Consider the following 21,180-nt stretch of genomic DNA (forward strand, 5'->3'; position numbering starts at 1 on the left):
AGGAGGTGCTTTACTATGATTGAGATGAAACATGTAAATATAAATTTTGGTGATCAAGTCATATTCAATGATGCTCATTTTAAAACATGTCCTGGTCGAATCACTGGTATTATTGGTAAAAGTGGATGTGGTAAAACAACATTCCTAAAATCATTATTATATCAGTACAAAGATAATCTTCTTTATGTAGATAATGTAGCTATCAATAATTCTAATAAAGAAGATTATCTATTAAATAAGGTGTCTTATATTGATCAGTTTGGGACATTCTTTGATAACATGAAAGTATATGAACATTTTGAATTTATTAATCACCTACAAGAAAGCCAATATGATCAAACCAAAATGAACAATATGCTTCATCTAGTAGGATTGGATCTTATAGATCCATCCTGCTATCCTTCTTCTTTATCTATTGGGCAGAGAAAAAGATTCTTAATAGCGTTATCCATGTATAAAGATGCATCCATCATTATTATTGATGAACCGACTGCTTCTTTAGATCAAGAAAATAAAGAAATCGTACTTCAATTACTCGAAAAACTAAAATCAGAAAACAAATATATTATCGTTACAACTCATGATGAATATCTAATAAATCATCTAGACATTACTTATAGAATAGAAAATAGAATTCTTGTATGTGATCAAAACATAGATGAAATAAATCAAACTACTCAACTGAAGAAGTCAGACATCAACAGTTATCATAAGTACTTCTTCTATAAGAATAAAAGGCAATGGTTTCAGTTTATTCTTGTATTACTTCTAGGTTCTATTATGACGATCTCTATTTCTACTAACGTAAGTGATAGTCTATTACAGGAAAATAAGTTATCAAGTGGTATAAAACAAGCCAATAAAGCAGAATTATATACAGGTAAGATGAATGATTCTTATATTGCGAATGGCGTAGATAGTTATTATATCGGTGATGCAGAGGTAAATCTTGATATAAGTACTGAGGAATTGAATCGTATTAAATCAATCAAACATGTAAAGAGTGTTTATCCATTTGATGTATTTGATACAATCAATCAAATGGAAGATGTGAGTAAAGGTACTGTTTATTATCAAGGAAGTAAAACACAGTTTGATTATTTTAAGGAAGGGAGTCCAATGGTCGTTCCCTATTACTCTTTCCAGAATATTAAAGTAGATGGAAAAGAACTTAAAGGAAATGCAATCAGTCAATCATTCGCAAGTAAGCTAGGTATAGATGAAAAAGAAAAGAACTTTAAAATATCTATAGATGTATACGTTCCTGTCCAACAATATACTTATCAATGTGAAATTGATGATTCTAAAACATTGGGTACTTTATCACAGGTTCTTACTAAGAAAGTAAATCTTGAAATAGAAATCAATCATATTATTTCAACAGATGATTATTATAATGAATTTCTTAGTGCTGGATATGTTGTGCTTATGAATGACAAATCATTCTATACTATTTTAAATCAATACAATAACCAGACTCCTGATAGTTTACTAGATGCCAAAGAATACAATGCAGCTATTACTCCTTATCAAAGTAAAAATTATGTTGTAGAAGTAGACCGTATTAAGAACTTAAAAAGTGTTGAAAAAGAAATATCTCAGATTTCTAATAATTTCATTACTTATGATCAATATAATTCAGTGACAGATATGGTTGATGTCTATAAGGAAGAAAGAAAAGGAAGATATATTTTTATGGCTGTAGTGATATTAATCGCAATATTCCTTTATGTTCTTGTACAAATGAATGCATTGGATGATAGAAAGAATGAAATTAAATTGTTGAAGGTTTATGGTTTAAAGAATCAAACAATTTGTTCTTTAATGAATGATAATACGATTGTACAGTCCATCTTATCTCTATTACTAAGTATTCCTGGTTTCTTTATCGCAAGAAAAATTGGTTTCTTTGTGATTAATCGTCAGTCAATGACTATGAGTTTATTACTATTTATGATTATTCAAATAGGTGTGACTTTAGTTATTTGTTTCTTATATATATGTTATAGTCAGTGGTTTGTAAAGAAGGTGGATTTATGATTGAGATGAATAATATCAATCTATCTTTTAAGAATCATATATTGTTTAAGAACCAGAATATAAGTATTCCGTCTTCTCAAATTACTGTAATCACTGGCGAAAGTGGTTCTGGTAAATCTACTCTATTATTTGAACTCGCAGGATTAACACATTATTCCAAGAATGAGTTTTATACCGACAGTAATGATTATGGTTTTGTATTTCAGGATTGTAGATTATTTGATGATTTAACAGTTATACAGAATATTCAACTATTTAGTGAACTTGCTGAAGTTCCATTTCATAAAGATCAAATGATGAAGCTATTGGATGAATTAGATTTAAATATTGATTTAAATGGAAAAGTAGATGTTTTATCTGGTGGTCAAAAACAGAGATTACTTATATTATGCTGTATGATGAAGAATCCGGATATTATCTTTTTAGATGAGCCTACCGCTTATCTAGATACGATCAATAGAGAACATATGAGAAAGATTATTTATGAATTATGTCATAGATATCATAAGACAGTTGTGATTGCGACACATGATATGGGGATGTTGGAGATTGCTGATATACATTACCATATAGAGCACCAGCAAATCATATTAAAGAAAGAATCTTATACAGAGATCAATAAAATAGAACCTAAAGAACATATTCATACAAATCCTGTTACCTATTACTTAAAGGCTGAGAAGTCCAATAGAATCCATTATAAAAGAAATATTGTGATAAGTATTATGATGATCATAGTGACATATATGATGTGCTTTCAAGCTTATTATCAAAAAGAAACAGACACTATGATTAATAAAGCAATTGATAATGAATTAAGGATTTCTTATAAAGATGGCGGTAATGCTTATGATATGGGCGGTCAGCCTATTCCTAAAACACTCATTCAAGACATATCCAACAACAGTATGGTTCAAAGTATTCAGCCATTCTTCCAATGGAATGTCTTAAATACGCAGGAGACTATTGTCATACAGCCTTATTATAGGAATATGAAAACATATAAGACTTATACAAAACAATCATTCAGTATTGAGAATAAACAACTCAATACAGATCATGTCTATATTTCTTATTCTCTCTATCAAAAACTAAACAAGAATATCCATATCACAGGTATTCTTCAAATACCTACAAGTAATACCTACACCTTCAACATGGTTCCTTTTGAACTCGTTAATGCGAATGTCACAGATAAAGATATTCATAACCGATATACAAAAACAACAGAAAACATTATTTATATATCTCCAAAACTGTATCAGATGATAATAAGTCAATATACACAAAACAATACATATCAGTCCAATGTATATGTCATTAAAGTAAACTCATATAAGAACATTCAATCTGTAACTGAATTTATTAAAAAACATGATTCTGATATAAAGGTCTATAATCCTGTTTCTTCTGCAATATTAAATAAAACAACTACATTTGGATTTGAAATGATACAGCAGTTCTCTATGATTATGTTTGTCATGTTTATGAGTACATGTTTTATTATTGGAATATTTGATATTGTTTCTAGACGCTATCAATATGCACTACTATTAGTGAATGGATTGAATAGATTACAATGTCTACAATTAATATTAAAAGAAAGATCTTCTTATTGTCTGGTATCTATCATTCTATCTATGATTTCAGTCCTATCTCTATTCTTCTTCCAATATCATATATTACCTTCTATAATGATAGAACAAGCTATTTCTATCTTAATCCTAATAAATTCTGTTATTCTAATTATTCCTTGTTTGACTTTTCTTGTATTAATGAGATCAAACAACGAAGGAAATCTATTAAAGACAAGTGAGTGATGATCATGAAAAAACTACCCGTTATTATAGTCTCTGTTGGATGTATTATTACCGCTCTTATTGTAAGTATGACTCCTACAGTGAAAGTTGTGAATAATACCACGTATTCTTATTTCAATTATGAACTTCTCGGTATTGGTTTTGCGATTAGTTTATTGCTTGGTATTATCTCCTTATGGTTTATAAAAAGAAAAGGAAACTAATCACATATTAAATTCGGAGGGAAAAACATCCCTCCTTTTCAATACTCAAGTTTTCTGCGTATCTGATATAATTATGGTAACTTACTTAACATTTGTTGATAAGAACAAAAAAAATATAAGGACAACCACTTACTGGTTGTCCCATCTTAAAAAAAACTATGACTTATAGAAAAGAATTCTATATTATGAATAAGATATGTTTGATTATTCTTTGTACCTGTCACACTACACCACAATTAGAAGGTACATGGACATGTGAGAAATCTCCATTAGAAATAGACAAAGACTTATCTTTTAACATATATGATGCAGAAGCAGGTAATCTATGAAGACTACTGAAACAGTTCAATATTACTTTAAGAATAATAAACTGTATCTACCACATTAGTGTTCTACAAGAAATAGAAGATTATATCTTCTGTTTTTTTATGCTTTTAACTAAAGCTCCAAACAATACAATAAGTATAACGGCTGAAAGCCAGAACTCTACTTTCATTTCTACAAGTATGAAACCAACTGAAAAGAGACTGATTAATTGATCAAAGTATTCAGAGATGTTATTAAAGACAGGAATCATCATCATAGCACCTGTTTCTATCATGATGATAATTAAGCATAATACAGTAATTGCTATATGATTGATATGACATACCTGAATAAAGAAATAAAGGTTAATCACTGCAATAATATTTAATATATGAATCAACTGCCCTTTTGGATTCACAAGATAAGAGAGATATCTTGTACTGAATATAATATAAATAGGAAGATAATAAGACAACATTGTCATACTTTCTTTATAGTCCCCTATTCTATAGGCAAGATAGAAGATGAGTATCCCTACAATGATATCAATGATTAATCCAATCTTACGATTTCTTCTTTTCTTATAGAGTTTCATCTCTTCTAAAGTAAGAGGTGGAAGATGATGTTTTTCTCTTTTACAATTGAATTCTTCATTCTGTTTCTTAAGTATATCATTCACATAATCATTAGATTGTGATTGTGCTTCTTCACTATAGTAGCTGATTGTATTTTGATGTATATATGTATAATACACTTGATAGAGAGTACTGATAATAAGAAGAACTATACTAATAATAAGAGGAATCATATAAGGAACTGAAATAGACGGTAATATGAATACAAGAGCCAATACAATATAATCTAGTAGAATATTATATCGCTTATTTTTCATAATAAGATCAATAAAAATAATCAGGATTGTTGCTTCTATAACCTTTCCGCCTGCATGAGATGTTGGGTTAAGAACAAGATAGAATACATAGTTCCATAAGAAGATGGTGTATCTAAAGAAGCTATTGATCCATGTGGTTTTCTTTCCTTGATCATGGAAATAGTTTTTAATAAACGTATTCTGATCTTCCTTAATAAGTGTATCTAATTCTTTATGGTTCATCTGTGCTGTGATTAATAGATCTAACAAGCTCATAAGTATATCATTCGCATAGAATCCTGGATAATGTCTCTCTTGTGCATATTGATATGCCTTGTCATAGAATGCCTGATAGTCTCCTGTTAATTGATTTCTTAATGTGTTATATTGTGCAATCATTCTTGATCCTCCAAAACCTTTTCTACAATACCTGTTATCTTATAATAAGACTGTTTAAATTCTTCCAGATAGACTACTCCTTCATCAGTGATCTTATAGTATTTTCTATAAGGTCCTGATTCTGATTTCACTCGTCTACAGGATAAATATCCTTTCTTAGACAAACGTGTTAATATCGGATAAAAGGTCCCTTCTCCTACATTTTCAAAGCCATACTTCTCTAGTTTGACTAATAGTTCATAACCATATGTTTCCTTATGACTAATAAGAGTAAGAATACATCCTTCCAACATTCCTTTGATCAATTGTGTATCCATTATGTCACCTACTTTGCAATGCAAAGTATATACTATTTTGTATTGCAAAGTAAAGAAATAAAAAAAGTTCTTAAGTGTTTCTTAATTTCCACACAAATTACACATATTAGATATATAATACAAAATTGTTGAAGATATAAAGTTGAGGTAGAATAGAAATGAAAAAACGTCATTTAAGAAAGAGGGCATATGTCCTATTAGGCTGTATTGTCGTTTTAGTGCTTGGTCTAGGCATTTATTTTATGACACGTCCAGCTGTTAGCTTTAATGAAAGTACACAGGATATTGAAATCAATAGTACTTACAATCCTATGTCTTTTATTAAAAAAGTAAGAGGTAATAAGAGTGATGTGACTGTAGATAATTCTAAAGTCAATGTTAAAAAGCTTGGAAAGTATAAGATTACTTATACATTAAACAAGAAGAACTATGTATTAAATGTAGAAGTTGTAGATACTAAGAAGCCTACATTTAAGGTAGTGAATAAAGCAGTAGAAGTAGGTACTAAAGTTAAAGCAAGTGAATTTGTGACTGATATTAAAGATGAAACAAAGACTAAGACTTACTTTAAGAAAGATGTATCTTTTGATAAAGAAGGTACACAAAAGGTTATTGTTGTTGTAGAAGATCAAGGTGGTAATAAGACTGAAAAAGAAGTCAATGTGAAAGCTGTAAAGGATACTAAAGCACCACTACTTGCAGGTCTTCAGAATTATGATACGACAATAGGTTCTAATATTGATTTCATGAAAGGTATTACTGTAGAAGATGATTTTGATAAGAATCCTAAGGTATCTGTAGACAGCAGCAAAGTAGATTTTGGAAAAGCAGGTACTTATAAAGTAATCTATACAACTAAAGATAAGTCTGGTAATGAAAGAAAGTATACACAGACTGTTATTGTGAATAATCCACGTCCTGCAAATGCAGTTGCACCTAGTGGTGAAAAGGTTGTTTATCTTACATTTGATGATGGACCTTCTCAGAATACTCAGCGTGTGTTAGATATTCTTGATAGATATCATGCGAAAGCAACATTCTTTGTGACTGGTAATGGTCAGAAATATAATTACTTAATTCAGGAAGCACATAAGAGAGGTAATACTATAGCACTTCATACTTATTGTCATGATTATCGTACTGTTTATGCTTCTACTGATGCTTACTTTAATGATTTAAATAAAGTAGGTGATATGGTTAAGGGTCTTATTGGATTTACTCCTCGTTATATTAGATTCCCTGGAGGAAGTTCTAATACAGTTTCTAGACATTATTCTGCAGGTATTATGAGTAATCTTACTAGAATGGTACAGGAAAAGGGTTATCAGTATTATGACTGGAATGTCAGCAGTGGAGATGCATCAGGTAATAATGTGCCTACTGCAAGACTTATTGCGAACGCAACAGCTTCTCGTAATAATCAGATTATGATCTTATTCCATGATACTGCTGCAAAGAATACAACTGTAGAAGCATTACCTAAAGTTATTGAACATTATCAGAGCCTTGGTTATACATTCAAGGGTATTGATGATACAACATTTACACCTCATCAAAGAGTATTAAACTAAAGCCTCATTCGAGGCTTTTTTCTTTACTTAAATTTTACATAGACTTAAGAAGAACTTTTTGTTGATATGATAGACTAAAGACAAAAGAGAGAATGTCTATGATTTATATTACCGGTGATACACATTGTCCTTTTGATATCTCTAAATTTAAGCCTCATTATTTTCCTGAGGGACAGACACTTACAAAAGAAGATTATGTCATTATATGTGGTGATTTTGGAGCTGTATGGGATGATATGTTACCAGATTTATTCTGGCGTGACTGGTTGGATTCACAGCCATGGACTACATTACTTGTGGATGGAAATCAATATAATTCTATTTCTATGGATCATTTAACTGATGCTGAATATTATGTGATGAACTATTCTATTCCTCATGTAGGAAGCTATAAGGTTTATTTTAATATTGATCATGTGGTTCAATCAGATGCTTATCAGACATCTTCTATTAATCTATGACTGAAGAAGAATTAGATAGAAATAGAATCAACCATCCTATTCCTTTTGATATGAACATGTACTTATTAAATCAATCCCAATGTTCACAAAAGAATATAAAAAGCATTAAATATATCCTGTTATTACTGATTCCTATATGAGTAATGGACTCTATACTGTCATTGATGGAAACCATCAATTAGAGATGTTATTAAGAGAACAAGATCTCATTGAATTAAAGTGTATTCCTTTCTATAAATTAAAACAGGAATGTTATGGCAATACGTTCAGCTATTTATTACATCATTTCATGAATGAAATGCATATAATTAGTGCTGATTCTCAATACTTACTCAACCAATATCCATTACAAGAAACAATTCGTATATAAAAATATGGTTCATGCTGGTGAGCCATATTTTTTTATTTCTTATAAAATTGTGCATTGTTAATGGCTTCTTGAGTTTTTGATTGATAGATGACTGTTTGTTCATTTGTATTCATATCTAATTCTACAAGTTCATATACCTCAGCTCTTTGCCCTATGAAATAGATAATATTATCTAAGACAGTAACTATATTCATGGAATAATAGCCACATTTACCATCTAATAATTTCTTTTTTTCTTTTGTATGACGATCATATCTCATCAAATCAAAGTTAGTAATAGATGTCTGTTTATCTGTTACATAGTATATATAATCTTTATCAATATAAGTACTATCAAGCTGTTTGTGATTTAATTTAAAAACATCTTCTGTTTTGTTTTTCTTCACAACAGTGAATGTAATTGGCACATAAGAATCAACTTCATTTTTTATAATACCGTTATTATAATCATCTGTCAGTTTATAACTTAAAGACATTGAATAATGAGGTATAATTAATTCCTGGGTGTCTGGATTATAATTTGTACATGTCGCAAAACTATCCTGATTCCAGTTTAAATAATTTATTTTATGTGTTTTAGTATTATAGATAGAAGGTACCATGGTATTCTTTTTTACCTTTTTTAAACGGCCTACAATAAACATCTTATGATCATCCAGTATTCTGATATCATTGATTGCATCTACATAATCAATAAATTTAGATGTTTTATGAGTAGATAAGTCATATTGTTTAATATACGAATTCCCATATTCTTTATTCTCGCTTCCCGAATAATATACTTTATTGCTCTTATAATCATAAGTGGAAAGTGGGTACTGACTTTCATAAGGTTCTGAAGAAACCTTCTTAAGTTTTTTAGAAGTTAAATCATACATATAAGTGTTGCTGGTAAATATGAATTCCTGATTCGTCGCATGAGTTGTGGTCATAGAAATATAATAATGAGATGATTCAGAGCATCCTACAGGCAGTGATAATAAAACTGTGACACTAAGTAAGCATTTTAATTTGTTCATAAAATTGACCTCCCTTACTCAAATGTAACCGCATACAATCTATGCTTTTATTATATTTATTTATTATATTATTTGCAATAATAATAGATATAATTTAAATATTTTGCTCCTCTCTTTTCAGAAATCATTACCTGGAGATTTTACATATTTAAATATATAGTTGATTTAAAATCAAAATCTTTACTATTAATACTACATCCCTTGATAAGCCTACTCAATGTAGGCTTTTTCTTTTGGTATCCAATATTTTTTGTTTATTATTCATGTTTTCATGATATAATTTTTTCGAAAAATAAACTGAATAATATCGTAAGGAGATTTGTTTTGAAGAAAAGAATTATTTCAATTGTTTGTCTATTTTTACTCATCTCATTATTACCTGGATGTTCTTCAGATAAAGAAGAAGAGTCTGATGCAATTATTGTGAATGATCAGATAGGACGTCAGATTACAATTAAAGACCAAGTAAAACGTGTAGTGAGCACTTCATATATAACAACTTCTACATGCCTCGCATTAGGAGTGAATGATCAGTTAGTTGGTATAGAAAAAAAAGCTTCTTCTAGAAGCATTTATCAAAAGACTGATCCTGATTTATTAGAACTACCTCAGGTAGGATGTGATGTCAGTCTTATCGCAAAGACAGCACCTGATGTAGTATTTATGATGAAAGAGAATAAGAATCTTATTGAGGATTTTGAAAAAAGACATATTAAAGTTATTGTGGTTGATCCTTCTAGTGAAAAGAAGTATGATGCCATGGTTTCACTTATTGCGAAAGTTTGTGGTAAACAAAACAATGCGAAGAAGTTAAAGAACTACTATAGTACTAAAAAGAGTAAGATGAACAGTTTAGGTACTTCTAATAAGCATGTTTATATTGCTTCAAAACAGTCTATTTATAGACCTGTCACACCTTCTATGTTTCAAAGTACTATACTAGACATGGCGCATGTGAAAAATGCTACAGCGAGTATTAAAGGTGTAGACTACCCTACTATTGCGTTAGAAACATTATTAACTTTAAACCCAGATATGGTGATCATGCCTCGTAATGCTTCTTATTCAAAAGATTCTATTTATAACTATGAATTCTTCTCTTCACTTGATATAGTGAAAAACAAGAAGATTTATATTATGCCTGAAGTGGTTGAATCATGGATGGATCCTGTTCCTTCTCATATTCTTGCATCACTCTGGCTATCATATGTACTTCATCCTCATGATTATACATATGGGAATTATAAAAAGGATGTAATAGATTTTTATAAAGAGTTTTATGGTTTTAGTCTCGATGAAACACTTATCACAAAATAGAAAGGATAGAAAAAGATGTTAAATATTCAGGAATATGTAAGACCTCAGTCGCTTGAGGAAGCTTATGAACTCGTTCAGAACAGAAAAAACATTATTGTAGGTGGTATGTTATGGTTGAAGATGATGAACAGATCAGTTGAAAAGGCAATTGATTTATGTGATCTTCATTTAGATACTATCGAAGAAGATGATGAACAGTTTACTATTGGCGCAATGGTGACATTACGTCAGTTAGAAACTCATGCAGGATTAAATGCTTATACACATGATGCAATGAAGCATAGTGTGGAACATATTATTGGTGTGCAGTTTAGAAACTGTGCGACTGTAGGAGGTTCTATTTTTGGTCGTTATGGTTTCTCTGATGTATTATCTATGTTTATGGGATTAGATGCTTATGTAGAATTATATAACGGTGGTATTGTACCTATGAGAGAGTTTGCTTGGATGCGTCCTTCTCTTGATATTCTTGTACGTGTTATTGTAAAGAAGACACCTATTAAGGTTTGTTATAAGTCACAGAGAAATGTAAGTACTGATTTCCCTGTTCTTACTTGTTGTGCAAGTTATATGAATGATACTTATTCTGTAGTAATTGGTGGTCGTCCTTTAAAGGCAATTGCTTATGAGAAACAGATGGAATTAAATGATGAGTCTATTGAAGCGTTTATTGAAGAAGTATCTTCTGAAATCAAACTTGGAAGCAATAACTTAGGTAGTGCAGAATATCGTCAGAAGCTTGTAAAAGTTCTTATGAGACGTTCATTAAAGGAATTGGAGGCACAGTAAGATGGAAATTACAATTACATTAAATGGAAAAACAATGACTCGTAGTATTTTACCTGATACTCTTCTTATTGATTTTGTAAGAAGTGAGCATTGTCTTAGTGTTAAAAGAGGTTGTGATACAAGCAACTGTGGATTATGTACAGTATTATTAGACAACAAACCAGTTCTTTCTTGTAGTGTTCTTGCAGCTAGAGCTGCAGGTCATGAAGTGACAACTCTAGAAGGTTTACAGGAAAAAGCAAGACCTCTTGCTGAATTTATTGCTGACCAGGGTGCTGAACAGTGTGGTTTCTGTAATCCTGGATTTATGATGAATACAATCGCATTACTAGAAGAAAATAAAGATCCTAGTGATGATGAAATCAGAGCATTCTTATCTGGTAACCTTTGTCGTTGTTCTGGTTATGAAGGACAATTAAGAGGTATTAGAAACTATATTAATTACTGCAAGGAAAATGGAAAGGAAGTGTTAGGATGAATCAGGAATTAAAGCAGGTTAATAAACCTATAAGAAAAAAAGATGCAATGAACCTATTACTAGGTAAACCTGTCTATGTTGATGATGTAACACCTCATGACTGTTTAATTGTAAAGCTTGTTCATTCTCCTCATGCTAATGCATTAATTGAGAGTATTGATACAGAAGCAGCTAAGGCAGTAGACACAATTGAAGCTGTTTATACTTATAAAGATGTGCCTCAGAAACGTTTTACTATGGCTGGCCAGACTTATCCAGAACCAAGCCCTTATGATCGTTTAATCTTAGATCAAAGAGTAAGATTCGTAGGTGATCCAGTTGCGATTGTTGCTGGTTATGATGAAAAGAAAGTAGATGAAGCATTAAAGCTTATCAAAGTAAAATATCAGGTAGAAGAAGCGGTATTAGACTTTAGAACTGCTAAGGATAATCCTATTCTTGTACATCCTGAAGATAACTGGAAAGCATTATGTCCTGTAGGGGCAGATAATAAGCGTAACTTAGTAGCCACTGCCGATGAAACACACGGTGATCTAGAAGAAGTATTTAAATCATGTGATCAGGTGATTGAACGTACTTACCATGTTCCTGCAGTCAATCAGGCAATGATGGAAACATTCAGAACTTATTGTGAAATTGATACTTATGGTCGTTTACATGTCATTAGTTCTACACAGATTGTCTTCCATGCACGTCGTATTCTTGCGAATGCTTTAGATATTCCTAAGTCTATGATTCGTGTTGAAAAACCTCGTATTGGTGGTGGCTTTGGTGCAAAGCAGTCACTTGTAACTGAAATCTATCCTGCATTTGTTACATGGATGACTAAGAAACCATCTAAGCTTATTTATACACGTACTGAATCTCAGATTGCGGGTAGTCCACGTCATGAAATGGAAGTCACTACTAAAGTGGGTGCTATGAATGATGGTACTATTCGTGCCATTGATGTATATACATTATCTAACTCTGGTGCCTTTGGTGAACATGGTCCTACAACTGTAGGTTTATCAGGTCATAAGTCTATTCCTCTTTATACAAATAATCTAGAAGCATTCCGCTTCCATTATGATGTTGTTTACACAAATAGATTATCTTCTGGTGCATATCGTGGATATGGTGCGACTCAGGGTATTTATGCATTAGAAACATGTGTCAATGAATTAGCTGATATTCTACATATGGATCCAGTAGAAATCAGAGAAAAGAACATGGTACGTCAGGGTCAGAAGATGGATGCCTACTATGGTGAAATCGCTGATAGCTGTGCATTAGATAAATGTATGGAACGTGCTAAGAAAGAATTTGACTGGGAAAACCGTAAGACTCCTACTGTAATGCCTGATGGTCGTATTAAGGCAGCAGGTGTTGCCATGGCAATGCAGGGATCAGGTATCTCTGGTGTCGATGTTGGATCTGCTACATTAAAGTTAAATGATGATGGTTCTTATATGTTAAGCATTGGTGCTGCAGATATGGGTACTGGATGTGATACTATTCTTGCCCAGATGGCTGCAGAAGAATTAGAATGTGATGTAGATAATATTGTTGTCTTTGGTGCAGATACTGATGCTTCTCCATATGATTCTGGTTCTTATGCTTCTAGTACAACTTATGTTACTGGTATGGCTGTAAGAAAAGCGAGTGAAGAGCTCAAAGAGAACATGATGAAGATTGCTGCTAATAAGTGGGAATGTGATCCTGAATCATTAGTATTTACTGGCAATACAATTGATAATCCAGCTACAAATGAATCATTTACACATATGGATATTGCAACATTCTCTCAGTGTGGTAATACAGTTCCTATCCAGGTAACATGCACTCATTCCTCTAAAATTTCTCCACCACCATATATGGTAGGTATGGCAGAAATTGCATTAGATAAAGAAACAGGTTCTGTAGAAATACTAGATTATGTAGCTGTTGTAGACTGTGGTACTGTAGTAAATACTAATCTTGCAACTGTACAGACTGAAGGTGGTCTTGTACAGGGTATCGGTATGGCATTATCAGAAAGTATTACTTATTCACCTAAGGGTGGTTTAACTGAAAATAACTTCATGACTTATAAGATTCCTACAAGACTTGATATGGGTCATTTACGTGTTTATTTTGAAAGCAGTTATGAAAAGACAGGTCCATTTGGTGCAAAGTCTATTGGTGAATGTGTCATCAATACACCAGCCCCAGCCTTATGTGCTGCCATCCACAGTGCATGTGGTGCATGGGTGAGAGACCTTCCAATGACACCTGAAAAGATTGTCATGGCTATCGATGAATAAAACATATATTATATTTCTTGCATCAGGAAACAGCAGACGTTTTAAAGGAAACAAACTGCTGTTTCCTTTTCAAAATAAACCACTCTATCAACATGCATTAGATCTCATATTAAAGAAATATGATCATGTGATTGTCGTATCACAATATGATGAGATTCTACAATATGCGGCTCAAAGAGGCGCTACCAGCATTTTATGTTTAGAGAGTATTCATGGTCTCTCTTATTCTATTAAGGCCGCTGTGAGCTATTTAAATACGTTAGAGAAGCCATTTAGAATGATCTTTATGGTCGCTGATCAGCCTTATATTTCTATGAATACTATAGATAAACTGATGCATACAAAGCATAAACTTGCCAGTTGTGCCTATAAAGATAAAATAGGCAACCCTACTCTATTTGATAGCTCTTATATTCCTGAGTTACTTCTATTAAAAGAAGATCAAGGTGGAAGAAAGGTATTAAATAAGCATCCTGATGAAGTAGAATATATACAAGTAGAGAATATAAGAGAACTCTATGATATAGATTATCAAGAAGACCTGAAGCAACTACAATAGTTGCCTTTTTTTGCATCAAAAAAGCCCCTCTTTCGAGAGACTTAAGTGTTACATATGTTTCTTTGCAAAGTTCCAAGTATCTCTGCACATATCATCAAGTGTCTTTTCAGCCACCCATCCTAACTGTTCTTTTGCACGAGTAGGATCTGCATAACATGTTGCAATATCACCTGCACGTCTTGGCTTGATTTCATAAGGAATCTTGATTCCATTAACTCTTTCAAATGCCTTAACGATTTCTAATACACTATATCCTTTACCTGTTCCTAGGTTACAGATATGAACACCTGGTGTTGCATATTTTTCAATTGCAAGAACATGACCTTTAGCTAAGTCTACAACATGGATGTAATCACGTACACCTGTTCCATCTGGTGTATCATAGTCATTACCAAATACGCCTAAGCAAGGAAGTTCACCAGTTGCAACCTTCATAATATAAGGCATAAGGTTGTTAGGAATTCCCTTTGGATCTTCTCCTAATAATCCTGATTCATGTGCACCAATTGGGTTGAAGTAACGAAGAAGTGTAACAGACATTTCTGGTACAGCATGCTGTACATCTGTTAGGATTCTTTCCATCATAGCCTTTGTAGAACCATATGGGTTTGTAGTCTGTCCTAATTCACAGTCTTCAGTTAATGGGACAACCTTTGGATCACCATATACTGTAGCACTTGAAGAGAATACAATTGAAGGGACATGATACTTCTTCATAAGCTTAGCAACAATAAGAGTTGTTATTAAGTTATTTGTATAATATTTAATAGGTGTTACTACTGATTCACCTACTGCCTTGAAGGCTGCACAGTGAATGACTGCATCTAATTTATTTTCCTTGAATACTGCTTCTGTCTTATCTTCATCTAAAACGTTAAATTCATAGAACTTTACTTTCTTACCAGTAATTTCATGAATTGCATCTAAGGCTTCTGGTTTTGAATTTGAGAAGTCATCGATGACTACAACATCATGTCCGCTCTGTAGTAATTCTACACAGACATGACTACCAATATAACCTGCACCACCTGTAACTAATACATTCATATTTATTCCTCCATAAACTTTGCAACCATCATATATGACAGCTGCCATAGCCAAATTACTATTCTATTTGACTCTTATATTTTACAACGAAATCGTTCGTAACAAAAGACTGAATTATCATAGTGAAGCGCCTATCTTGTTTTCTTGCAAAAAAGAACCATCTTTAATAAGATGGCTCTTTGTTTAAATTTCTTTAAATGAATCAATCACTTTTGTTACTCCTGGTAACTTCTGATATTCATCTTTTTTATTTGCAGAATCGATTACGATTATATTTCTACATCCTGCTTTATAGGCATTTTCAATACCACTTAGGGAGTCTTCAACGATTAAGCAGTCACTTATATCTACTCCTAGAATATGTGCTGCTTTCTTGAACATCATGATCTTATTATCATACGTTCCATCATCATAGACAATATCATCAGGATTGATCCAATGATCAAGATGGAATGATTCTACAAAGAAATCAATATTTGGTTTAATGGATGCACTTGCGATAGTAAATGGAATGTTGTTGTTTTTAAGTTTATCAAATAATTCTGTCGCACCAGCAACTAAATGGAATGTTTCTTTATCTTCCTTACAAAATTCACGATAATACTGTTCCTTAAGTAAAGAATATTTCTGTTTCTGTTCATCTGTACACTGTCCTTCAAATAAGTATTCAATGATCTTATTATTAGGAACACCATTGAAATGTTCATGTAGCTCTTCTTCGCTGATTCCATGATGTCTTATTTCCTCGGAAATCTTTCCCCAGGCTAATACATGCTTTGGGTTGTCAAAGAACAATGTTCCATTAAAATCAAATATAACTCCTTTATAAGAATTCATAACTATACCTCTTTCGTTTCTGATACGCTCTTATACCAATAAGCACTTGCTTTTGGATAACGTTTCTGTGTTTCATAATCTACATAGAATAAACCATAACGTTTATTATACCCATTAGTCCATGAGAACATATCCATGAGAGACCATACAAAATAGCCTTTTACATTCACACCTGCTTCAACTGCTTTAAGTGCATACTGTAGATGTTTCTTGATGTAATCAATTCTTGGTGCATCATCAATGACACCATCTACAAATTCATCTTTATAACCCATACCATTTTCTGTAATATAGATACACTTGTAGTTTGGATACTGCTGACGAATACGCACTAACATATCAAACATACTTTCTGGATGAATCAACCAGTCCCAGTCAGTTCTTGGAATACCTTCTTTTTCCATTCTACGTCCTACATTCTTTAAACAGAAACGTGATGTACACTTTTCACCTGTTCCATTGTGATGGATATCATTCTCACCATCATAATACTGAATGAAACGTGACTGATAATAGTTCATACCCATATAGTCTATTAAGATGGCTGCTTTCTTCATAACTTCAAAGTCTTCATCTCTTAAGTCTAACTGGCCATTATTGATAGCCACTAGACGATTTACAATTTCCATTGTTTCAGTAGAGTAATATCCTTTGAATGTTGCATCTAATAAGAACTGGTTCTGTAATACATCTTCATTCTTTGCTGCCTGAATATCATCTAGACTGTTTTCATCATAAGGATATTTATATTCTAATGACTGTACGCATCCAATTTGTCCTGTATATCCGGCTTCTTTATATGCAACAACAGCTTTCGCATGAGCAAGCATCATATTATGCATGATCTGGAATGCTTTTGTCATATTATATTTTTCACCATTAGGGAATGTTCCTTCAATATAAGTGTTTGTAGCGACTGCCCAGATTTCGTTGAAGGTAAACCAGTATTTAACTTCATCCTTATATTCTTCAAAACAGAACTTTGCATAGTCTACAAATGCATCCACTGTTTCTCTATTTAAGAAATCACCCTTCTGATATAAAGTATCAGGTGTATCAAAGTGATGCAAAGTGATAAATGGTTCTACATTATTCTTATGACATTCCTGGAATACTCTATGATAGAAATCTATACCTTCCTGATTGATTTTTCCTGTACCATCAGGGAAGATACGTGCCCATGAGATTGAGATACGAATCCCATTAATACCAAACATATTACATAACTTTAAGTCTTGTCCATACTGGTGGTAGAAATCACTGGCAGGGTCTGCCTTGAAACGACCCTGCTTTGCAAGAAAGTCGTCCCAAGACACTTTACCTTTACCATATTCTAATGTGCTACCTTCACACTGATAAGCAGCTGTAGCTCCACCAAAGATAAAATCATCAGAAAATTTCATTTACTTAACCTTCCTTTTCCTGTTCAACGATAAATTCAACAGCACCCTTAGGGTCACGAGTTAACTGAATATACTGAGCACCTTTAGTCGCAATGACTTTAGTACCTTCTTTAGCATCCTGTTTTACTTCTTCTAAATGAGCCTGTACCTGTGGAGATAAGACAACAACATCATAGTTCTTTAAGATATCATAGTGGTTACCATAAGCACTTGCAGTGGCATCTACTGGTAAACCAGTTTCTTTAGCCCCTTCTTTAACAGCATTCGCAAACATAGCACTTGTACCAGCACCTACACATAATACTAATACATTGATTTTCTTATCTAATTGAAGAGGTTCATTTGTTTCAGGTTCTTCTTCTTTAACCTGTTCTTCTAATGCTTCTAAAGCTTCTTTCTGTTTTTCTTCTTCTAATAATGAAGCATCATATGCTTTAACGAATGGTAAGTAAATAATACCATCTACTACAATTAATAATACAGCAAGTAATACAGCTAAAAAACTAATACCTGTACCTAAGATCAAACCAATTGGAGCTGGAGTAGCCCAAGGTAATACATAAATGAACGAGTTCATCTTTAATACATCAACGAAGAACTTGAATAATGATACGTTCACCATTGGTGCAAGTAAGAATGGAACAAAGAAATATGGGTTTAATACGATTGGAGTCGCAAATAATAATGGTTCATTAACTGCGAAACATACTGGAATGAAAGTTGTTTTACCAACAGCTTTTAACTGTTTAGATCTAGCAAATAACATGAATAAGAATGGAACAACTAGAGTAGCACCTGTACCACCCATAGTACCTACGAAGTTACCTAAACCTACTGTTAATACATTTGCAGCCTGATGTCCTGCTTTAAATAATGTTAAGTTTGCATCTACGTTTGCATAGATAATTGCAGCAATGGCTGGTTCAACAATACTTGGACCATGTACACCAACGAACCAGAACATTGCCATTGCACCCCAGATAATACAGATTCCTAAATAACCATCTGCAGCTGTGAATAATGGCTGTAATAATGTAATGATTGCTTCTGCGAAAGTATAACCAAATAAATTACGAACAATTAAATCAATAATAACACATACCAATACTGAGAAAGAGAATGGGAATACATCTCTGAACATCTGAGAGATTGTACCTGGCACTTCTTTTGGCATATGAATAGTGACATCTTTTTCAACACAGAACTTATACATGTTAACTGTGATGAATGCAGCGATGAATGAAGCAAGTAAACCTTTAGTACCTAAATAAGTAGTAGAGATACCAAGCTTTACATCACTGACTGCTAACATAAAGAAACCACAAATACTTGCAAGCATAACTGAAGTTGTGTTGATTACTTTACCTTCTGGTAAACGACGATTCATGCTTTCAGCTAAGCACTTTGCAGTTGTTGCTGATACAAGCAAACCAACAATACCCATTGAATAGTTATAGACTTTCCATAACCATGTTGAAACATCTGCTGGTAACTTAATTCCAAATATTTCTGGAATTGAAGCAGCTAAGATAAATACACTTGAGAATAAGATAGCTGGCATTGCTGTTAAGAAGCCATCACGTACAGCACCTAAATAAATATTTTGAGCAATTTTATCGAAAAATGGTTTACCCTTTTCGATTCTTTTAATAACAGCGTCTAACATTATTTTGTTCCTCTCTCTTTATATAAAGTAATAAAGTCTTCAATGACATCTCTTAATAAGATTGTAGTCATTAAATGATCCTGACCATGAATGAAGATAAATCCCATTTCCATATCTTCGCCACGTGCTTCCTGCTGAAGAATAGTTGTCTGAGACTGATGTGCAAGATTGATATTTGCATCCGCATCCTTTAACTTTTCTTCTACATTATCAAAATTACCTGCACGCATTTCTTTTAATAATTCTAATAAAGTACTTCTAGCATCTCCTGAGTAAGCTACGATTTCAAAGCCTACCATACTTAATTCATCTTTAGTCATTTTTTTCTCCTCTTTTTGTTTCCTTTTGTTTTCTACATCTATAGTGTAATCGCTCACACATCAATTGTCAACAGAAATAAACATTATAAAACATTTAATTAAACAAATACAAACAATTATGTTAAAATATATACGTAATTAATTTATAAATGTTTGTTTTTGTTTGTCTTGTGTTGATTTGGAAAATCTTGAATGATATACTGACACTGACAAGGAGAGTGAAAACATGTTAAAGAAGGAACGTCTTGTAAGAATTACACAGATGGTCAATCAAAAAGGAATTATATCAATCAATGAAATCATGGAACAATTAGAAATCTCTGATATGACTGCAAGAAGAGATTTAGATGAATTAGAGAAATCTGGTAAGTTATTAAGAGTACATGGTGGTGCACAGAGTTTATCTTTTAGTATGGATCATGAACGATCTCATTTAGAGAAGTCTTCTGTACAGATAGAAGAAAAAACAAGAATTGCGCATAAAGCAGCAAGTCTTATTCAAGAAGGAGAAACAATATTCTTAGGTCCTGGTACTACTATTCAGTTATTAGCAGAGCAGTTATGTGGACGTAATATTAGAGTAGTTACGAATTCTCTTGCCGTATTTAATATTTTGAGTGGTCATACTCCTACTGATGTAATGTTAATAGGTGGAGAATATCGTAGTAATACAAATACCTTTGTAGGTCCAATCACAAATATGGTATTAAGTAAATTAAGATATACAAAAGCCTTTATTGGTTGTAATGGTATCTTTAATAGTGGTATTACGACTTATTCATTAGAAGAAGGAGAATCACAGGGAATACCTTTAGATAATGCGAAGAATAGATATTTACTTGTAGATTCTACTAAGTTTAATCGTTCTGACTTTTATATCTTCTATGATCTCTTTAATTTTGATGCAGTCATTACTGATAATGAGATTGATCCTGATGTATTAAAACATTATAAAGAATATACAACTATTGTAACGGTATAAAACAAAAGATTTTTTTAAATGATTATAATAGCCATGCGAGATTGCATGGCTTTTTAGATATAAAGAAAGTAGACTAACCTATCACTAGGCTAGTCCCTTATCAAACCGTACGTGCACTAT

The 21,180-nt window shown here is 32.3% G+C and carries 21 protein-coding genes; 13 read left to right on the top strand and 8 right to left on the bottom strand.

Annotated features, from left to right (window positions below; all coding sequences use genetic code 11):
* The first annotated feature begins 15 nt into the window (after nucleotides 1-15).
* The 4 genes from DW269_RS05985 to DW269_RS12595 all read left to right on the top strand — a co-directional run bounded on the left by DW269_RS05985 (nucleotide 16) and on the right by DW269_RS12595 (nucleotide 4,392).
* Nucleotides 16-2,040: an ATP-binding cassette domain-containing protein gene (locus tag DW269_RS05985; protein ID WP_117458960.1), complete on the top strand. Its 2,025-nt coding sequence runs from the start codon at nucleotides 16-18 to the stop codon at nucleotides 2,038-2,040.
* Nucleotides 2,037-3,860, top strand: a complete 1,824-nt coding sequence (locus DW269_RS05990; protein WP_117458961.1) for an ATP-binding cassette domain-containing protein — start codon at nucleotides 2,037-2,039, stop codon at nucleotides 3,858-3,860. The genes DW269_RS05985 and DW269_RS05990 overlap by 4 nt, the downstream gene beginning before the upstream one ends.
* Before the next feature lie 5 nt (nucleotides 3,861-3,865).
* Complete coding sequence (locus tag DW269_RS05995) at nucleotides 3,866-4,063, top strand: hypothetical protein (RefSeq protein WP_117458962.1); 198 nt, start codon at nucleotides 3,866-3,868, stop codon at nucleotides 4,061-4,063.
* Between the two features lie 185 nt (nucleotides 4,064-4,248).
* On the top strand, nucleotides 4,249-4,392 hold the full coding sequence (locus DW269_RS12595; protein WP_158546315.1) for a hypothetical protein: 144 nt from the start codon (nucleotides 4,249-4,251) through the stop codon (nucleotides 4,390-4,392).
* A gap of 80 nt (nucleotides 4,393-4,472) precedes the next feature.
* Here DW269_RS12595 and DW269_RS06000 read toward each other — a convergent pair whose 3' ends face one another.
* On the bottom strand, nucleotides 4,473-5,639 hold the full coding sequence (locus DW269_RS06000; RefSeq protein ID WP_117458963.1) for a hypothetical protein: 1,167 nt from the start codon (nucleotides 5,637-5,639) through the stop codon (nucleotides 4,473-4,475).
* Nucleotides 5,636-5,956 (bottom strand): PadR family transcriptional regulator, encoded by a 321-nt coding sequence (locus DW269_RS06005; protein WP_117458964.1) that lies wholly within the window; start codon nucleotides 5,954-5,956, stop codon nucleotides 5,636-5,638. Before DW269_RS06005 ends, DW269_RS06000 begins: the two co-directional genes overlap by 4 nt.
* A gap of 158 nt (nucleotides 5,957-6,114) precedes the next feature.
* Between DW269_RS06005 and DW269_RS06010 the strand changes: the two genes are divergently transcribed.
* The 3 genes from DW269_RS06010 (at nucleotide 6,115) to DW269_RS06020 (ending at nucleotide 8,358) form a co-directional block, all read left to right on the top strand.
* Nucleotides 6,115-7,527 carry a polysaccharide deacetylase family protein gene (locus DW269_RS06010; RefSeq protein ID WP_117458965.1) on the top strand — a complete coding sequence of 471 codons (1,413 nt, stop codon included), beginning with the start codon at nucleotides 6,115-6,117 and terminating at the stop codon, nucleotides 7,525-7,527.
* A 98-nt stretch (nucleotides 7,528-7,625) separates the two neighbouring features.
* On the top strand, nucleotides 7,626-7,988 hold the full coding sequence (locus DW269_RS06015; protein ID WP_117458966.1) for a hypothetical protein: 363 nt from the start codon (nucleotides 7,626-7,628) through the stop codon (nucleotides 7,986-7,988).
* Nucleotides 7,989-8,124: 136 nt separating this feature from the next.
* On the top strand, nucleotides 8,125-8,358 hold the full coding sequence (locus DW269_RS06020; RefSeq protein ID WP_117458967.1) for a hypothetical protein: 234 nt from the start codon (nucleotides 8,125-8,127) through the stop codon (nucleotides 8,356-8,358).
* A gap of 32 nt (nucleotides 8,359-8,390) precedes the next feature.
* Here the strand turns inward: DW269_RS06020 and DW269_RS06025 are convergent, their stop codons facing one another.
* On the bottom strand, nucleotides 8,391-9,377 hold the full coding sequence (locus DW269_RS06025) for a hypothetical protein (protein WP_117458968.1): 987 nt from the start codon (nucleotides 9,375-9,377) through the stop codon (nucleotides 8,391-8,393).
* A gap of 324 nt (nucleotides 9,378-9,701) precedes the next feature.
* Here DW269_RS06025 and DW269_RS06030 point away from each other — a divergent pair, with 324 nt between their 5' ends.
* From DW269_RS06030 to DW269_RS06050, 5 genes are read left to right on the top strand one after another with little or no spacing between them, the layout of a single operon-like run.
* The gene (locus DW269_RS06030; protein WP_158546316.1) at nucleotides 9,702-10,694 is read left to right on the top strand and encodes an ABC transporter substrate-binding protein; all 993 of its coding nucleotides are present in this window, start codon (nucleotides 9,702-9,704) and stop codon (nucleotides 10,692-10,694) included.
* Between the two features lie 15 nt (nucleotides 10,695-10,709).
* On the top strand, nucleotides 10,710-11,483 hold the full coding sequence (locus DW269_RS06035; RefSeq protein WP_022424979.1) for a xanthine dehydrogenase family protein subunit M: 774 nt from the start codon (nucleotides 10,710-10,712) through the stop codon (nucleotides 11,481-11,483).
* Nucleotide 11,484: 1 nt separating this feature from the next.
* Nucleotides 11,485-11,961, top strand: coding sequence for a (2Fe-2S)-binding protein (locus DW269_RS06040; protein WP_022424980.1), 477 nt, complete (start codon nucleotides 11,485-11,487; stop codon nucleotides 11,959-11,961).
* On the top strand, nucleotides 11,958-14,246 hold the full coding sequence (locus DW269_RS06045; RefSeq protein ID WP_117458970.1) for a xanthine dehydrogenase family protein molybdopterin-binding subunit: 2,289 nt from the start codon (nucleotides 11,958-11,960) through the stop codon (nucleotides 14,244-14,246). Before DW269_RS06040 ends, DW269_RS06045 begins: the two co-directional genes overlap by 4 nt.
* Nucleotides 14,239-14,805: an NTP transferase domain-containing protein gene (locus DW269_RS06050; protein WP_117458971.1), complete on the top strand. Its 567-nt coding sequence runs from the start codon at nucleotides 14,239-14,241 to the stop codon at nucleotides 14,803-14,805. Before DW269_RS06045 ends, DW269_RS06050 begins: the two co-directional genes overlap by 8 nt.
* 48 nt (nucleotides 14,806-14,853) lie before the next feature.
* Here the strand turns inward: DW269_RS06050 and galE are convergent, their stop codons facing one another.
* From galE to DW269_RS06075, 5 genes are all read right to left on the bottom strand, one after another.
* On the bottom strand, nucleotides 14,854-15,852 hold the full coding sequence (gene galE / locus DW269_RS06055; protein ID WP_117458972.1) for a UDP-glucose 4-epimerase GalE: 999 nt from the start codon (nucleotides 15,850-15,852) through the stop codon (nucleotides 14,854-14,856).
* 183 nt (nucleotides 15,853-16,035) lie between these two features.
* Nucleotides 16,036-16,689: an HAD family phosphatase gene (locus DW269_RS06060; RefSeq protein WP_117458973.1), complete on the bottom strand. Its 654-nt coding sequence runs from the start codon at nucleotides 16,687-16,689 to the stop codon at nucleotides 16,036-16,038.
* A 2-nt stretch (nucleotides 16,690-16,691) separates the two neighbouring features.
* A complete protein-coding gene (gene lacG / locus DW269_RS06065) occupies nucleotides 16,692-18,092 on the bottom strand; it encodes a 6-phospho-beta-galactosidase (RefSeq protein WP_117458974.1) in 1,401 nt (466 codons plus the stop codon).
* A gap of 4 nt (nucleotides 18,093-18,096) precedes the next feature.
* On the bottom strand, nucleotides 18,097-19,758 hold the full coding sequence (locus DW269_RS06070) for a PTS transporter subunit EIIC (protein WP_117458975.1): 1,662 nt from the start codon (nucleotides 19,756-19,758) through the stop codon (nucleotides 18,097-18,099).
* A complete protein-coding gene (locus DW269_RS06075) occupies nucleotides 19,758-20,078 on the bottom strand; it encodes a PTS lactose/cellobiose transporter subunit IIA (protein ID WP_117458976.1) in 321 nt (106 codons plus the stop codon). Before DW269_RS06075 ends, DW269_RS06070 begins: the two co-directional genes overlap by 1 nt.
* 226 nt (nucleotides 20,079-20,304) lie before the next feature.
* Between DW269_RS06075 and DW269_RS06080 the strand changes: the two genes are divergently transcribed.
* Nucleotides 20,305-21,060 carry a DeoR/GlpR family DNA-binding transcription regulator gene (locus tag DW269_RS06080; protein WP_117458977.1) on the top strand — a complete coding sequence of 252 codons (756 nt, stop codon included), beginning with the start codon at nucleotides 20,305-20,307 and terminating at the stop codon, nucleotides 21,058-21,060.
* Nucleotides 21,061-21,180 lie beyond the last annotated feature (120 nt).

The sequence above is a fragment of the Catenibacterium sp. AM22-6LB genome, from assembly GCF_003435615.1.
In the GTDB taxonomy this organism is placed as follows: domain Bacteria; phylum Bacillota_I; class Bacilli_A; order Erysipelotrichales; family Coprobacillaceae; genus Catenibacterium; species Catenibacterium mitsuoka_A.

Coding starts and splice junctions, on each gene's coding strand:
- DW269_RS05985 (WP_117458960.1), top strand. CDS start 16: ATGATTGAGATGAAACATGTAAATATAAATTTTGGTGATCAAGTCATA.
- DW269_RS05990 (WP_117458961.1), top strand. CDS start 2,037: ATGATTGAGATGAATAATATCAATCTATCTTTTAAGAATCATATATTG.
- DW269_RS05995 (WP_117458962.1), top strand. CDS start 3,866: ATGAAAAAACTACCCGTTATTATAGTCTCTGTTGGATGTATTATTACC.
- DW269_RS12595 (WP_158546315.1), top strand. CDS start 4,249: ATGAATAAGATATGTTTGATTATTCTTTGTACCTGTCACACTACACCA.
- DW269_RS06000 (WP_117458963.1), bottom strand. CDS start 5,639: ATGATTGCACAATATAACACATTAAGAAATCAATTAACAGGAGACTAT.
- DW269_RS06005 (WP_117458964.1), bottom strand. CDS start 5,956: ATGGATACACAATTGATCAAAGGAATGTTGGAAGGATGTATTCTTACT.
- DW269_RS06010 (WP_117458965.1), top strand. CDS start 6,115: ATGAAAAAACGTCATTTAAGAAAGAGGGCATATGTCCTATTAGGCTGT.
- DW269_RS06015 (WP_117458966.1), top strand. CDS start 7,626: ATGATTTATATTACCGGTGATACACATTGTCCTTTTGATATCTCTAAA.
- DW269_RS06020 (WP_117458967.1), top strand. CDS start 8,125: ATGAGTAATGGACTCTATACTGTCATTGATGGAAACCATCAATTAGAG.
- DW269_RS06025 (WP_117458968.1), bottom strand. CDS start 9,377: ATGAACAAATTAAAATGCTTACTTAGTGTCACAGTTTTATTATCACTG.
- DW269_RS06035 (WP_022424979.1), top strand. CDS start 10,710: ATGTTAAATATTCAGGAATATGTAAGACCTCAGTCGCTTGAGGAAGCT.
- DW269_RS06040 (WP_022424980.1), top strand. CDS start 11,485: ATGGAAATTACAATTACATTAAATGGAAAAACAATGACTCGTAGTATT.
- DW269_RS06045 (WP_117458970.1), top strand. CDS start 11,958: ATGAATCAGGAATTAAAGCAGGTTAATAAACCTATAAGAAAAAAAGAT.
- DW269_RS06050 (WP_117458971.1), top strand. CDS start 14,239: ATGAATAAAACATATATTATATTTCTTGCATCAGGAAACAGCAGACGT.
- galE (WP_117458972.1), bottom strand. CDS start 15,852: ATGAATGTATTAGTTACAGGTGGTGCAGGTTATATTGGTAGTCATGTC.
- DW269_RS06060 (WP_117458973.1), bottom strand. CDS start 16,689: ATGAATTCTTATAAAGGAGTTATATTTGATTTTAATGGAACATTGTTC.
- lacG (WP_117458974.1), bottom strand. CDS start 18,092: ATGAAATTTTCTGATGATTTTATCTTTGGTGGAGCTACAGCTGCTTAT.
- DW269_RS06070 (WP_117458975.1), bottom strand. CDS start 19,758: ATGTTAGACGCTGTTATTAAAAGAATCGAAAAGGGTAAACCATTTTTC.
- DW269_RS06075 (WP_117458976.1), bottom strand. CDS start 20,078: ATGACTAAAGATGAATTAAGTATGGTAGGCTTTGAAATCGTAGCTTAC.
- DW269_RS06080 (WP_117458977.1), top strand. CDS start 20,305: ATGTTAAAGAAGGAACGTCTTGTAAGAATTACACAGATGGTCAATCAA.